The 15,049-nt window shown below is 58.7% G+C and carries 11 protein-coding genes and 1 pseudogene; 6 read left to right on the plus strand and 6 right to left on the minus strand.

Annotated features, from left to right (window positions below; genetic code table 11):
- The 3 genes and pseudogenes from AB4043_RS00850 to AB4043_RS00860 form a co-directional block, all read right to left on the minus strand.
- Positions 1-251: pseudogene (locus AB4043_RS00850) on the minus strand (hypothetical protein); the annotation flags it as partial.
- A 53-nt stretch (positions 252-304) separates the two neighbouring features.
- Positions 305-514, minus strand: a complete 210-nt coding sequence (locus AB4043_RS00855; protein ID WP_442306340.1) for a hypothetical protein — start codon at positions 512-514, stop codon at positions 305-307.
- A 95-nt stretch (positions 515-609) separates the two neighbouring features.
- Positions 610-894, minus strand: coding sequence for a YraN family protein (locus AB4043_RS00860; RefSeq protein WP_442306341.1), 285 nt, complete (start codon positions 892-894; stop codon positions 610-612).
- A 46-nt stretch (positions 895-940) separates the two neighbouring features.
- Between AB4043_RS00860 and AB4043_RS00865 the strand changes: the two genes are divergently transcribed.
- Complete coding sequence (locus tag AB4043_RS00865) at positions 941-1,831, plus strand: EamA family transporter (RefSeq protein ID WP_442302125.1); 891 nt, start codon at positions 941-943, stop codon at positions 1,829-1,831.
- Between the two features lie 144 nt (positions 1,832-1,975).
- On the opposite strand, the gene AB4043_RS00870 is transcribed toward AB4043_RS00865, so the two are convergent.
- The 3 genes from AB4043_RS00870 to AB4043_RS00880 all read right to left on the minus strand — a co-directional run bounded on the left by AB4043_RS00870 (position 1,976) and on the right by AB4043_RS00880 (position 6,691).
- Complete coding sequence (locus AB4043_RS00870) at positions 1,976-4,558, minus strand: glycoside hydrolase family 2 TIM barrel-domain containing protein (RefSeq protein WP_442302126.1); 2,583 nt, start codon at positions 4,556-4,558, stop codon at positions 1,976-1,978.
- Positions 4,555-5,262, minus strand: coding sequence for a TetR/AcrR family transcriptional regulator (locus tag AB4043_RS00875; RefSeq protein ID WP_442302127.1), 708 nt, complete (start codon positions 5,260-5,262; stop codon positions 4,555-4,557). Before AB4043_RS00875 ends, AB4043_RS00870 begins: the two co-directional genes overlap by 4 nt.
- Before the next feature lie 253 nt (positions 5,263-5,515).
- A complete protein-coding gene (locus AB4043_RS00880; RefSeq protein ID WP_442302128.1) occupies positions 5,516-6,691 on the minus strand; it encodes an acyltransferase family protein in 1,176 nt (391 codons plus the stop codon).
- A 184-nt stretch (positions 6,692-6,875) separates the two neighbouring features.
- On the opposite strand from AB4043_RS00880, the gene AB4043_RS00885 reads away from it, so the two are divergent.
- The 5 genes from AB4043_RS00885 to AB4043_RS00905 form a co-directional block, all read left to right on the plus strand.
- Entirely contained in the window at positions 6,876-8,198 is a 1,323-nt protein-coding gene (locus AB4043_RS00885; protein WP_442302129.1) for a hypothetical protein, read from the plus strand.
- A 461-nt stretch (positions 8,199-8,659) separates the two neighbouring features.
- Positions 8,660-12,001 carry a carboxypeptidase regulatory-like domain-containing protein gene (locus AB4043_RS00890; protein ID WP_442306342.1) on the plus strand — a complete coding sequence of 1,114 codons (3,342 nt, stop codon included), beginning with the start codon at positions 8,660-8,662 and terminating at the stop codon, positions 11,999-12,001.
- Between the two features lie 80 nt (positions 12,002-12,081).
- Entirely contained in the window at positions 12,082-13,638 is a 1,557-nt protein-coding gene (locus AB4043_RS00895; protein WP_442302131.1) for a hypothetical protein, read from the plus strand.
- A gap of 114 nt (positions 13,639-13,752) precedes the next feature.
- Positions 13,753-13,848: a translocated intimin receptor Tir gene (locus AB4043_RS00900; protein ID WP_442302132.1), complete on the plus strand. Its 96-nt coding sequence runs from the start codon at positions 13,753-13,755 to the stop codon at positions 13,846-13,848.
- A 20-nt stretch (positions 13,849-13,868) separates the two neighbouring features.
- The coding region (locus tag AB4043_RS00905; RefSeq protein ID WP_442306343.1) for a GRP family sugar transporter at positions 13,869-15,049 on the plus strand (1,181 nt) is incomplete at its 3' end.

Below are 15,049 nucleotides of genomic sequence, written 5' to 3' on the forward strand. Positions count from 1 at the left end.
GCCTTCCAGTTGTCGTCGTTGACGTAGACGCCGTAGGCGGTGTCGAAGTCTTTCTTCTCAATCGCGGTCAAAAAGCGGTCGACCTTGTGCTCGGCGGGGAGATTGGTGAAGAACCAGCCGTGTCCGGCGATGAAGCCGGCGACGAAGAGGATGGCCAGCAGCACTACCAGCACACCCGCCGCGATCAGCAGGGCTGTCTTGCGCCTTTCTCTCTGCTCATCGTAGACCGGTGCATCCATCAATCCGCTCATGCTCAAATCCCTTTCGCTCTCACTAGATTAGACACCCGCAGCGGTAAATTTGTTCACTCTGGAAGAATCTGCAGGAGATGGTGGCCCATGTGAGCGATGTAGTCCTCGATCAGGAAGCCGAGGGTCCAGGCCCGGTCCGGCGTGATCCACTCATGGGCGAGGTGAGGCTTCTGGGTATGCGCGATAACGTGCACGAGATGCCGGTTGAGTCCCTCCCAGAGGTTCAGAAGATCCTTCCACGGGCGGTCCGCATAGTGCTGCACGGCGACCCATTCCACCTGCTTGTAGCCGGGCAGATGGATCTCGCGCTCGATCTGCAGGCGGACGAAGCGCTGGTGGTTGTTGCAGGCGGAGTCGATCAGGTGTCCGATGATCTGGCGAGGTCGCGCTTGCTGCGTGTCTTCACCTCGATGAAGCAGAGTGTTGGACCATGCCAGGCGATGAGGTCGACGTCGCCGCCGGGAACACCGGCCCAGCGCCATCGCCGGGCGACGACCGTGTAGCCATGCCGCCGCAGATGCCAGAAGGCAGCGTCTTCGCCGCGCTCACCAACACGCAGATGCTTCGGCTGGGAGGGCCGCCGTCCCAGCATCGAGGCAAGCTGTTCCAGCCAGAGCAACGTATGTTCCTGAAGTCCGGGCATCGTGTGAAATCATAAGGGATCGCCGATGCATACCTCCCGGAAATTCATGGCACAGATCATCCTGTGTTTTGCGTGCATTTATCTGATCTGGGGATCGACGTTTCTGGCCATTCACTACGCGGTGATCGATCTGGCTCCGCCGATCATCAGCGGCCTGCGGTACTTCCTGTCGGCTCCGTTCATCTTTCTGCTGTGCTTCTTCAACCGGCAATCGATCCGGATCACCTCGGGCGAGATCTGGCGCTGCGCGATTCTGGGCGCGTTCATGCTGGTGGGCAATAACTGTCTGCTGGTGTGGGCAGAGAAGACGGTGGACTCCGGCTTTGCGGCTATGGTGCTGGCTGCGATTCCGATCTTTATCGCATTGCTGGATTCTCTGGTCCCCGGCGGTGACGGACTTACCAGGCGTGGCTGGGCGGGGCTCTTGCTTGGATTCGGCGGTTTGATGACGCTGCTGTGGCCGACGGTCCGTCACATCTCGTTCAGCGGTACGGGTAAGGTCTTCGGCAGTGTCCTGCTGCTGGGTGCGGCGTTGAGCTGGGCGATTGGCTCGGTGATGTCGAAGCGGTTCAAGATGCAGCGCGATCCTATGGTGCTGGCCGGCTGGCAGTTGTTGCTTGGCGGCGGATTGAACCTGCTGATCGCTACGGCGATGGGCTCATGGGCAGAGGCTCGGTGGACGCGGCCCGCAGTATTGGGGCTGGCGTATCTGACGGTCTTCGGTGCGTTGATCGGGTTTACGGCGTATGTGTGGTTGCTGCATCACGTCTCGGTGACGAAGGTGGCGACGTATGCGTATGTGAATCCGATTGTGGCGTCGATCCTTGGGATCTGGCTGCTGCATGAGGGGATGGGCGTGTATGAGTGGACGGGCATGTTTGTGATTCTGGCTGCGGTGTCGCTGGTGAATCTGTCGAAGGTGAAGCAGGCGGGATAGGCGGCTGTGGATGATAGGTTCTGTTGCGCGTAGAGCATTTTCCCCGTTGCTGGGTATCCCGGGGAGAGGCGTGCAGCGGCGTTTTCATTGCGGAAAACGCCCATAGATACGGAAGCCCTACACTCCACCTGCAGGGAAAATGCTCTATTGGAGCTCCGCCTGCGACGGAGCTGCCTTTGCGTCAATCATTGCAGTGCTATCAGTCAGTCCAGCGCTCGCAGCGGTCAGCTTGATGGCTCCTGCTTTCCTGGAGGTGCGAATCACTACCAGAGCCCGGCCCTGGTACAGCTTTCTCCGCTCAGCGTGATATGAGTCCGCATCCTGTCCGTCTCCGTTTCCAACGGCGGCAATGGCGCCTGGGCCGCTGATAGAGAACTGGACTTCCTGTTCGGCATGGGGCTGAAAACGTCCTTGATCGTCAACCGCTTCTACTGTCACAAACGAAAGGTCTTCTCCATCGGCCTGTAGTATCGCCCGGTCTGCTGTGAGCCGTAGTTTGGTTGCATTGCCTGCGGTGGTGAGGATGCTTTGGGCGACTTCGCGGTCACCCCGCACACCCACGGCCTTCAGCGTTCCCGGGGCATAGGGTACGGAGAAGACAGCTTTGAACTCCTGTTCGCGCCCCGTCGGTTTTTCTCCGATCAGCTTGTCGTTCAGGAACAGCCGCACCTTCTCTGCGCCGGAGTAGACCTCAACCTGCATCTCTTTGCCTTCCTGGCCCGGCCAGCTCCAGGTGGGAAGTGTAGGATAGGTCGCCCACATGATGGCGATGATCTTTTTGCCTTCCGGCTCAGGCAGGCGGACGGTCGCGTAGACACGATCGCCGCCGTTCCAAAGAATGTCGCGATAGTAGGACTGCGGCTTACGGAAGCCGGTCATGTCGAGATCGCCGCAGACTGCGGCGTGCCATGGGTACGGGTGGAAGAAGAACTGCATGGCTGCTTTTGCCATTGGGTCGGACGAACCTTTAGCCATCTCAGCCATAACGTCGACACCCTTCGCCATCCCTGCGAAGAGTTGGTCGACCATGCTGGTGTTCGCCATCATGCCGCCCGCCTGCTCGGCCATCTTGGCCTGTTCGGGAGTGCCATACTGCCACGCACCGATGCCCGACTCGCCAAGGTAGTCCATGGCGGTCCAGGTGAGGTCGCCGAGAACGTAGGGATTGTCGTGTGTGATTGCCCATAGCGGAAAGGCCTTCGCCGGCCACGATTCGGTGGTCAGCATGAGACGCGAGGGCAACTGTTCGTGGTCTTTGGCGTAGGTAGGGATCAGGTTGTAGTTGTAGCCGGTGATGTCGAGCTGCGAGAAGACCGCCTGGGCGGTGGGCATGGTGGTTGTTCCAGGAAATGCGAGTGTGAGCGGGCGGGTGTTATCGAGCGCACGGACCTGGTCCGCAAGCTGTTTAGCGAGCGGAGCGCCTCGATCGACTTCGAGCTCRGGAATCTCATTGCCGATGCCCCAGATCACGATCGAGGGATGATTGCGGTCGCGAAGCACCATGGACGAGATGTCCTGCTTCCACCACTCATCGAAGTTGCTGCCGTAGTCGAACTTCACCTTATGCGCCTGCCACACATCGAAGGGCTCATCCAGCACCAGGAGGCCGAGGCGGTCGCACGCATCGAGAAACGCAGGCGACGGAGGGTTATGGGCGGTGCGCACCGCATTCATCCCTGCGGCCTTCATGAGTTGAACCCTGCGCTCCTCCGCACGATCGAAGGCAGCCGCGCCTAGCGGACCGTTGTCATGATGCACACTGCCGCCGGTAAGTTTGATGGATCTGCCGTTGAGCAGCAGGCCCTTCTCTGCTGACCACGTGAGGGAGCGGATGCCGAAGGAGGTCGTGACCTGATCGACGACCTTGCCATCTTTGCGAATTGTGGAAACGGCCCGGTACAGCGTCGGTGTCTCGGGTGTCCATAACGCAGGATTGGCTACGGCAACCTCCTGCGCTGTCTCGTCCTCTTTGCCGGAGGCAAGGTTCAGATTGGAGTGCGCCGTGCCAATGGTTTTGCCGGTCTTGTCGAGCAGCGTGGTCTCGACGGTGGCTCCGGCTGTCTGTGCGGATTCATTCGTGACGCGCGTCCTGATGGAGACCTTGGCAGAGGTGGTCGATACCTCTGGCGTCGTCACGAAGACACCCCAGTGCGCCACATGCGTCGGTTCGGTCGCGATGACATGAACATGCCGGTAGATTCCCGATCCGCTGTACCACCGGCTGTTTGGCTGCGCTGAGTTGTCGACGCGCACGGCCAGTACGTTCGTCCCGGAGAGCTTCAGGTCGGGGGTGAGGTCGAAGGTGAAGGAGGTGTAGCCGTAGGGATGTATCCCCAGCTTGTGGCCGTTCAGATAGACCGTGGCGTCGCGGTAGACGCCGTCGAACTGAACCGTTACCCGTTTGCCATTCCACTCGCGAGGTGCGGTGAAGGTCTTGCGATACCAGCCGATTCCGTTGGGGAAAAAGCCGCCGCCTGTACCGCTGAGGTTGTCCTTGTCCGGCTTGCTCTCGATGCTCCAGTCATGGGGTAGATCGACGGTGCGCCAAGATGAGTCGGCAAAGGATGGATTCTCCGCGCCGGCGGCGTCGCCAAGCTGGAACTTCCACCCCGCGTCGGCAGCGAGATCCTGACGCGGCGTCTTTGGAGTTGCGGCGGCGGCTGCCGCAGGAACGAGGACAGCAAGGATAGCCGCGAGACCGATCTGACAGCGTGACAGGTGATTCATGACGACCTCTTTCTGGCGGTGCGTTTCCGTGTATTCGAGGAACTTGTGACTGGAGCTTCCGGGGCGCGCAAACCGAGCAGGAGAATGCGGAGCGTCTCCCGGAAGAGACGATCGATCGGCTGGCCGTACTCGATCTCGACCTTTCTGCCGAGCGAAGCCAGCCTGCGCTGCGCTCCGATGACCGCGTTCATCACGGCGTGCATGGTCAGCTCCGGATCGAGATCGGCGCGCAGTGAGCCGTCGGCGATCCCGCTACGAATGAGGTCCGTGAAGAACCGGAATGGCTGGGGAGCGATCTGCGACTCAAGCGTAAGCAGCCGGTCCACCGGCCAGTCATGCGCATACCGGGCATCGAACTCCGCCAGAAAGCGAACCGCCGCCTGGTTGCCGGAGAGCTCATCGGCCATGAACTCCAGAAACGCGGTGATCACGGCAAGTGCATTCGGAGCGCCTTCGATGCGCTGCTTCACCTGGATGGCCGCTCCTGCCAGCAATTCGCTGACGAGCTCCCAGGCGATGTCGTCCTTGCTGGAGAAGTACTGATACATGGTTGAAGGCTGCAGACCGCTGGCCAACGTGATCTCGGCCATGGTGACCCGCTCGATGCCCTGTTCAATAAACAGGGACTGGGCCGCATCCAGAATCCGGCGGCGCTGACGCTCACGATGAGCGTGGTAGGTGCGGGGTTTTGCCTTCTTTTGCATCGTCTCCCTGAGGTTTTAAATTCGAACATATATTTCGAATTTCAAGTAGGGCTACGAATTTATAGGAGAGGAAGGTCTGGAGGCAAGATCGGATTTAAGGGGCGGATCGACCGATCCGAGAGCCCATACCATGGGAATGTTCATACGGGACAATGTTCGCTGTGAAATGACAAACGAAAAACGGTTCGAGCTTTGCTCGAATTTCCCACCCATCGCTTCGCGATAGATGGGGCACCCAGTTTCGTGAGGTTCCTCAGATCTTGATAAAGATCCGTTTCCGATAGAGCAGCAGCATGGGCAGGTAGCAGACGCCGACGAACAGAAGAGCGTACGCCAGCGCCGCGACATAGAGGTTCGGGAAGACCAGAGTGAGCGGGTGGAAGAGCCACTGTTGCACGGTCCGATGGCTGGGCAGGCGGATGGAATCCAGGGTTCCGGCGAAGAACTCTGAGAAGGCGTACACCGCCAAAGAGTTGGTGCCGAAGACCAGCGCCGGTTCGAGGAAGCGTTTCTTTCCGGGCCGGAGATCGATCAGCCAGAAGAAGAACCACAACGCCAGCAAGCCGAGACCGGCGTTGAAGAGCACGAAGGAGCTGGTCCAGAGCCGTTTGTTCAGCGGGAACCAGATGCTCCACAAGCCGCTCAGCGCCAGAAACGAAACTGCGGCGGTCAGCAGGCCGCGGGCGGTGGCGGAGGTCACTCCGTGACGGGTGATCCAGATGCCGGTCAGTACGCCGAGCAGGGCGGTAGCGAGCGAGGGAACCGAGCTGAGCAGTCCTTCTGGGTCGTAGAAGCCTGCGCGGTAAAGGTGGCTGGCGGGCAACAGGTGGCGGTCCAGCCATGCCGGGAAGTTGCCGACCGGGTCGAGGAAGGGCACATCGACGCCCGGCATGCCGAAGCCGGGAACGGGAACCCAGCGCAGCAGGATCCAGTAGCCAAGCAGGATCGAGACCGTTACGACGATCAATGTCTTTGGCTTCGCCTTGAGATAGAGAAGCGTGGCGACGAAGAAGCAGATGGCGATTCGCTGCAGCACACCGAAGACCCGGAAGGTATGCAAGGTGTAGTGCGGGAACGAGCTCACCGCCAACCCGATGGCAAACAGAACCAGCGTTCGCTTCGCGGCCTGCAGGAGGATCGTCGAGGAGGGGACGCCCTTCCGCAGCTTGCCGCGAAGGGAAAAGACGATGGAGATGCCCACCATGAACAGAAAGCAGGGGAAGACGACGTCTGCCAGGGTGCAACCGTTCCAGGGGGCATGGGAGAGGAAGGGGAAGGTGTGAGCTCCGTCGCCGCTGGTGTTCACCATGATCATCAGGGCGATGGTGAGTCCGCGCAGTACATCAAGGGAGGCGAGCCGGGGAGAGGAAGAGGGCGCCTGGCTCTCACCGCTGACTTCGGGACGGGGTATCGAGGAGGAAAGCGTCATCCGTAACTCTTCCGACGGGATTTTCTGTAACGGACCGTACCGTGCCGTGTACACAAGCGTCGCCAGCACCCGTCAATCTCGTTACAATGTATCTGTCGCCTCTTGCCTTTGGCCAAACGCGTTCACGGATGTCCGTTAATTTCACGGTGAATTGCAGGTGAATAAGGCATTGAGGGGAGTAGGTATGTCTACCGCGAAGCCTGTTACCGACCCTCCATCGATAGAACAGCAGCGGCTTCTTGTCTCCCGTATCCTCTCTTCCGCCCTCTTTCGCAAGTCGCGCAAGCTCGCGACCTTCCTCCAGTTCATCTGCGAGCAGCAGCAGATGGGGAAGGCTGATTCGATTAATGAGCAGCGTATCGGCACGGAGGTCTTCGGCCGGAACGAGGGATACCACATGGGAGAGGACTCGATCGTCCGCTCCCAGGCGCGCTTCCTGCGGCTTCGCCTGCAGGAGTACTTTGCGACCGAGGGCAAGGATGAGCCGATCGTCCTGACGATTCCCAAAGGGAGCTATGTGCCCGAGTTTCACCATCGGGAGCTTCCCATGGGAACGGTACAGGAGACGGTTAACTCGGTTCCCCCGGCTCCTTCTTCGGCCGGCTATCCGCCGTCAGCCGTTGGCGACGGAGATGCGGCGGATGCTCCCCCGAAGATGTCCTTCTTCTGGATCTATGTTGCGGTGGGTATCGGCGTCGTCGTATGCCTGGCTCTGGGCATCGGCTGGTGGCTTCGGGGAGAGGAGCACCGGCACGCCGGGGTTCCAGTGGAGGTGCGTTTCTGGGCCAGCATCTTCGATTCGCAGCGGACGACCATCCTTGTTCCTGCCGATAGCAGCCTGGTGCTGATGGATGAGTTGATCGGCAACGAGATTACGTTGTCGGACTACATGAACCGGAAGTACCGCAACACCATTCCCCCGCCGGAAACGAGCCGGATCTGGAACCAACTGCTGACGAGTCAATATACGAACGTGGTGGACCTGAGATTGGTCTCGGCACTGGAGCGTCTGCCTCAGGTTGACCACAGCAAAACGCAGGTCCGTTTTGCGCGGGACGTCAGCCTAAGCGAGCTGAAGCAGAATAACGTCATCCTGATTGGCAGCACACGCGCCAACCCATGGGTCGACCTCTTCTCTTCCGCAGGGCGCTTCCGCGTGGGCTACGATTCGAAGACCCACACCAACCTGGTGGAGAACCGCAATCCTGGAAAGGGTGAGCAAGCGCGTTACGACGAGGCTGCCAACAGCGCTGACCACCTGGCCTATGGCGTGATCTCCTATCTTCCGAGCCTGGATGGAGAGAGTTCTTCGCTTCTGATTGGCGGAACCAGCAAGGCGGGGACGGAAACAGCCTCGGAGTTTCTGCTGAGCCCGCGGTTTATTGCCTTCCTTCGCACTCTGGATACTAAGGGTGGAGCGTTGCCTCACTTCGAGATCCTGCTCTCGGCGCAGAACCTGAACGGTAATTCCTATCAGCGTAGTGTCGTCTGCTACCACGTTTTGTAGGGTGGGAGCAGCGGGCTTCAGCCCGCTGAATAGAGCGTAAAAGTAAATGGGCTTTAAGCCGCTGATAAAAGCGCGCCTTCAGCGCTTATCGTGCCTGCCCGAAAGACCGCTGAACACCCAGCCAGCAAAGGTGGCCGGGACCCTGCTGCACCCACCCCATTGGAGCTTGGCTCGGACATCCCACCCATCGCTTTGCGATGGATGGGGCACCCAGTTCATGGTTATCTCGAATTTCTGCCTGCCTTTTGAGCCTTTCACGCACGCCATGTTTCGCGGACTTCACGTGAAACCTAAGTGGTTTTATTTGAATGACTTGTGGCTTATTCACGGTGAAACAGGGCTATCACAGTGAAATACTTTGCCAATCATTTTTCGCGCCTTCGATACTCCCGACACTCGTCTGCTGTAGTTTGCGGCAGACATGGAGGCCGTAATCAATGAACGAAAAAAAGATAAATCTGATGAAGCAGATCTTCGGGCGCATGACACATGCCTCGTTGAGTCTGTGTTTTGTGCTGAGTCTGGCATTTTTGAGCGGAGAGCGTTTGCTTGCGCAAGGTATTACCGGCACGATCGCCGGAAATGTGACGGACGCCAGTGGGGCAACCATTGCAGACGCGACTGTAACCGTCACACAGACCGAGACCAACACGATCCGCAAAGTCACCACTTCCGATACCGGAAGCTTCACCGTCACCCAGCTCGCTCCCGGGCACTACACCGTCCAGGTTGACCACGCCGGATTCCAGACCTTCCGCCAGGTCGGAATTACGCTGGTGATCGACCAGACGATTCAGCTGAATCCCGTTCTCCCCAATGGAGAGGTCACGCAGACGGTCGAGGTGACCGGCGCGGGCAACACTATCCAGACACAGGACTCGTCGATCGGAACTGTGGTGGAGAGCCAGGCAATCCAGAACACGCCACTCAACGGCCGCCTTGGCCTGATGGGACTGATCTCGCTTGCGCCTGGTATTCAGGGCGTGGGAGCGCAGGATCAGCTTGCGACCCGCGGCATTACATTTGCAGCCGGTACCGGCTCTCGTAGCTCCTACGGTGGACTCACGTCCACTCTGGACGGCGTTACCAATCAGGAGGTGACGCTGCAGCGCGCCGAACCTGAGGTACCGTCGCTCGACGCAATCTCGCAGTTCAAGGTGCTCTCGAACGGCGCGCCGGCTGAGTTCGGCCAGCCCGCTGCTCTGATCGTGGTTTCCGCCAGCGGCACCAACCAGTTCCATGGCGGTGCGCTCGAGTACAACCGCTCCAAAGGTATGGGCGCCAAGGCGTACTTCAGCGGGGCGAATCCGCGGCCGCCGTATCAGCGCAACGAGTTCGGTGCAAACCTTTCGGGTCCGATCCTGATTCCTCATGTCTATAACGGCCGCAACAAGAGTTTCTTCTTTGTGGCATATGAGGGCTTCCGCCTGACGCAGTCGTACGCTGACAATACACAACAGCCCACAGCGCTGATGCGGCAGGGTGTCTTTACGGAGTTCTCTGGCAACATCACCAATCCGTCGACCGGAACGGCCTTTGCGAATAAGACCATTCCTACGGCGAATCAGAATGCTGTCTCGCTGAAGCTGCTGAGCCTTCTCTATCCCAATCCGACGACCTCGGGTACGGGTGTCAACACCTACGAGCAGGTGCAGACAACCTCCACCGCGAGCCGTGTCTCGGTACGTCTGGATCACCAGCTCACCGCGAACGACCARCTGCGCTTTACTTTCCTGCGTGCGTTCTACGGCCCCAGCCCGACGAATGGCACTACCAGCCTGCAGGGTGGTAATGCACAGGATGGCGAGCACAACATGAACATCATCCTGGGATGGACGCACGTGTTCTCTCCCAACCTGCTGCTCGACACCTACGGTTCGTTCTTCCACCTTCCGATCTATCGCACACCGCAGAACTACAAGACTGATTTCTCCAGCATCATTCCTGGCCTGGGAACGGGTTTGATTCAGGGTGCGCCGCAGATCACGATCACGAACATCGCGAATGTCGCGGAGTCCGGATCGAAGGATCTGGAGCAGGTCGGCCAGATCGGTACATCGCTGACCAAGATCGCGGGGAGCCACACCATCAAGGGCGGTTTCTCGTATCTATATGACAACCACTGGAACATCTCGGCGACGAGCCCGCAGCGCGGTTCCTTCCGGTTCACTGGCCAGTACTCCGGCAATGCCTTTGCAGACTTCCTGCTCGGCTATCCGGTTACGGCAGTCAAGCCGGTGCCGAACGACTATGTGAAGCGCGATATCTCCGCCCAGTACGCGGCTTATATCCAGGACGACTGGAAGATCCTGCGGAACCTCACCATCAACGCCGGTCTGCGCTATGACCTGCAGTTGTTCAGCGACAACCTCTATCGCAATACCGCTCTCTATATTCCCAACCTGAAGCAGGTCGTAGTCTTCGGCAATTCGTATCCGTCGGCGGCTATCCCCAGCTTCCTGAGCTCTATTCCGATCACGCTGTCGAGCACGGCCAATCTGCCGAACAACGTCTTCAGCTATCTGGGCCAGAACAAGAAGAACTTCGCTCCACGTCTCGGCTTTGCGTATGAGGTAAAGCCGAATACAGTGCTGCGCGGCGCCTTCGGTATCTACTACAACCTGCTGCCGGCCTCGTATATCACCACGGCGCCGTTTGCCAATCTGCCGTTCTCGGGCTCGCAGACCTTCAACAACTCTTCGGGTTCCACACCGTCGTTCTCGATGTCGAATGCGTTCTCGGGAACCGGAAGCTTCGCGGCGAATCCGTCTGTGCTGGCGCAGGCTTCGACGACGACACCCTACACCGAACAGTACAACCTCGCCCTGGAACATCAGTTCGCCGGTAACTGGACGGTCCGCGTCGGTTATGCCGGACAGCACAATCTCAAGCAGAACAACTATGGCGGATCGGGTAACTACGCTCCGAATATCAACCTGCCGTCTAACCCGGTGCTGATCAAGAACGGTTCGGTGACGGCGCAGAGCCTGAACCTGGTGCAGCCGTTCTCGACCATCAGTCTGAACATGGCCCCCATCTTCCACAGCACGATGAATGCGTTGCAGGTTGGTGCTCATCGTCAGTATCACAATGGCGTCTCCTTCGGTGCTGAGTATCAGTGGACTCGCGTGATCGGTACGGAGAACCTCGAGAACCCATCAGGAGCGACACCGAACGACTCCTACGGCAACGTCGGCGGCATTACGCCGCAGGCGCTGACGGTCAACTACTCTTACCTGCTGCCCTTCGGCAAAGGAAAGGCGTTCCTGGGAACAGCCGGTAATGTCATGGATAAGATCGTGAGCGGATGGCAGGTCTCCGGTATCTCGGTCTTCCAGACGGGACAGCCCTTCTCGGTCACGTATACGGCGCCGGGCACCTACACCGATGGCAGCGGCACCAAGTGGACGAATCTTGTCAGCGGACGTGCCAGCCGGGTTGCAGGCGCTTCTCTGTATCCCACAACGAAAAACAAAACACAGTGGTTCAATCCAGCGGCCTTTACTGCACCGACGGATGCAAACGGCATCCCCGGTGGAGCTTACGGCAACTCCGGCTACAACATGCTGCGGGGACCCCGGTATCAGAACTGGGATATCAATCTGCAGAAGAACATCGTCTTCAAGGAACGGTATCGCGTGCAGTTGCGTGCCGATTCCTTCAACGTCTTCAACCATCCCAACTTTGGAACTCCCAACGCGAACATCAGCAACACGTCTACGATTGGGACCATTACATCCACGAGCAGCACGCCCACGTACCAACAGCGTACGGTGGAGTTCGCGGCTAAGTTCAACTTCTAAAAAACAAGTTAGAGGTTGAGTTCTTACCGGGCGGTGTTCTCTTATGAGGACACCGCCCGTACGGATGCATGGAGGTGTTTGTGGTACGCAAGCTTGTCGCAGTGATGGCGCTTTGTGGAGCAATGTCGTTTCTCTATGGCCAGAGCCTGCCACAACATGCCCGGCATGTCTCTCCCGCTTCTCTCAATCGAAATACAGGTGAGCTCTTCCAGGAGTCCATGCACTGGAATGAGTACTTCTATGACGATGCGGTTTCCCTGGTGAAAAGCCCGTCGGGCGGCTCTGCGCACGGAACCCAGGGTGAGGGTGGACGGTACATGGTTCGTGAATCAAGCTGGTATGCGCTGGGTCTGCTCTTTCGCGATCAGTCCGGCGATCGCGAACGCGCCGCCAAAATTCTGAATGCCGTGCTGAAGCAGCAGTACACCGATCCCAGTGTTCGCTGGTACGGAACCTACAAACGCACCCCCGCTGAGCCGACGCCGCCCAGCAAGAGTGAGCTGTGGCGTGACTATGACCCGAACTGGCGCGTCTTTATCGGGACGACCTTTGCGATGATCCTGATTGAGTATCCTGATCGTATTCCGGCCGAGTTGCGGCAACGGATGTACAAGGCGATCGACCTGGGCATTCTTGGAGAGATGCGTGAGGGCCGCCTGGCTCCGGCGTATACCAACATTGCCCTGATGTACGGCTTCCTGTGGGACTTCGCCGCCATTCACGATCACAATGCGGCTTGGAAGAAAAAGTCGGTGGTGTGGAATGAGGAGGTCTATCGGCTGTTTGAGAAATACGGCACCTTCCCGGAGTACAACTCACCCACCTATAGCGGTGTCGATATCTACGGCCTGGCGCTGTGGCGCGATTATGGTTCCTCGGCGCATATGCGTGAGTTGGGTGCGGTGATGGAAACCAGCCTGTGGCGCGAGCTTGCCAACTACTACCAGCCTGACCTGAGAAACCTCAGCGGTCCCTTTGACCGTGCCTACGGCATGGATATGACGCACTACGTCAGCGTGGTGGGTGTGTGGATGAGGACTGTGCTGGATGCATCGTCTGCTCCGTTGCCGCCGATCTCCGCGACGACCGATCATCTGGCGGATATTTGGTTTGCCTCGCATATCGCCGTCCTGGGGACTGCGATCCCGCCGGATGCGCTTGCGAAGATGCAGCACTTCGCCGGAGCCCATGCCATCCGCCAGAACATCAGCGCGGAACGGACCGCAACGGCGTGGATCGGCGACCACGTGCTCCTCGGCGGAGAGCTGACCACGAAGACTAAAGACGCCGGTGGACCGAGTTCGCAGTTTCATCCGGCGACCGTTCACTGGCGCACACCTTCGGGCGAGATCGGATGGGTGCAACTGGTGGCGTGTCCTCTGGTCGATGCCAGTGCCGATCAAAATGGACTGGATATCGACACGAAAGGCGCCATCCGCTTGCGGGTTCATGCCGCCGGTTTGAAGAAGGAGCAGATCAAAGAGCAGATTAAGGCAGCGGCCTGGCGGCTGCCGGGATTACAAGTAGGTATCACGACGGATGCTTCCGGGTTTAGTATCGACGACGGAGCAGATTCGGTGGATCTGGTCTATTCCGGTTTGAGTCACATGCGACTCGATATCAAGCCAGCGGAATGATGCCGAAACAGAGCCCGTACCGGCATCGTCGCCGGTCTTCCTGTGCCGTTGACTGTGCAGGGGTTCTGTACAGATTTTGATGCAACGTCGGAAGGACCTAAACGAATGCCCTTGATGCGAACCGCGAAAGCCATCGTCACCGATATTCACTTCCTGATCCCGCTCATTGTTCTTTGCCTGGGGATCATTCTGCTGATTCAAATTCACTAATTGAGAAAAGTATTCTGCCGATGGCATCTCACGACAAACCACATGCTCTGGAAGAAGCCAGCCGTCTGCACTGGGCCGGCGTAATCTGCGGTCTTAGCGCCGGTGTCTGGCTGGGCGCGGCTGAGGCTCCTACGAAACTTGTCAACGCCGGGCTGTCACCGTTTGCGGTGTCGCTCTGCATGGTCTCGGGTGTCTTTGCTGCGCGGTGGACCGTTCCCACGCTGCTGAAGGGCACAACCCAGGTCACCAAAGACCTGATGCGGAAGAAGTACCTGATCCTTTGGGCACTGCTTGCCGGCATGCTGTGGGCGGTTGCCAATACGCTGACCGTCTTTGCTATCCGCGATGTTGGACTGACCATCGCCTTTCCTCTCTGGAATACGAACTCGCTGATCGGTCTTCTATGGGGACGGCTGCTCTTTGGTGAACTGAATAACGCCAGCCGGTCGAACATTCTCAAGGTGGTAGTGGGCACTATCGCTATCGTCTCGGCCGCGACTCTGCTTGGCTTTAGCACGATGCATGCCGATGGGGGACACAGTCCTCGTGCGGTGCAGGGCATTCTGGCAGCGCTCGGCGCCAGCCTGCTGTGGGGCACGATGTATATCCCCTACCGTAAGGCTTACATCAGTGGTATGAATCCGCTGTCGTTCGTTACGGCGTTTACCTTCGGTGAGCTCGGCACTGTCTTTGCGCTGGTTTGGTACTTCGACGGTGGAGCGCAGGCGCCGATCTTCCACAAGGAAGGTCTGAGCCACCTGCTCTTCTGGCTCTTCCTGGGCGGGTTCGTCTGGGTGATCGGCGATATCTTCCAGCAGTTTGCGACTAAGTATCTGGGTATCGGCCGCGGCATTCCGCTCTCCAACACGAATCAGTTGTGGGGGCTGGCATGGGGTGCGTTGGTCTTTGGCGAGCTGGCGAATGCCACCTCCAGCCAGCGCGTGATGGTTATTACCGGATCGCTGATCATGATCGGCGGAGCGATTGCTATCAGCAGCGCGGTTGCAACACAGCGCGAGCATATTTCCATGAACGATGCGCTGCAGCGTGAATGCGATCGATATGATCTCGATATCTCAGAGGTGCTGCGCGACTATGCGACTCCGGAGATTGACCGTACAAACCCGCGGAATTGGTGGGATTATGCGATCATCGCCGCTGCCGTTGGGGTCTTTGTCTATCTGGGATGGAAGGCTAGAGT

Origin of the sequence: Terriglobus sp. YAF25, assembly GCF_052113305.1 — a bacterium.
In the GTDB taxonomy this organism is placed as follows: Bacteria; Acidobacteriota; Terriglobia; order Terriglobales; family Acidobacteriaceae; genus Terriglobus.

Coding starts and splice junctions, on each gene's coding strand:
- AB4043_RS00900 (WP_442302132.1), top strand. CDS start 13,753: ATGCGAACCGCGAAAGCCATCGTCACCGATATTCACTTCCTGATCCCG.
- AB4043_RS00880 (WP_442302128.1), bottom strand. CDS start 6,691: ATGACGCTTTCCTCCTCGATACCCCGTCCCGAAGTCAGCGGTGAGAGC.
- AB4043_RS00865 (WP_442302125.1), top strand. CDS start 941: ATGGCACAGATCATCCTGTGTTTTGCGTGCATTTATCTGATCTGGGGA.
- AB4043_RS00860 (WP_442306341.1), bottom strand. CDS start 894: ATGCCCGGACTTCAGGAACATACGTTGCTCTGGCTGGAACAGCTTGCC.
- AB4043_RS00885 (WP_442302129.1), top strand. CDS start 6,876: ATGTCTACCGCGAAGCCTGTTACCGACCCTCCATCGATAGAACAGCAG.
- AB4043_RS00875 (WP_442302127.1), bottom strand. CDS start 5,262: ATGCAAAAGAAGGCAAAACCCCGCACCTACCACGCTCATCGTGAGCGT.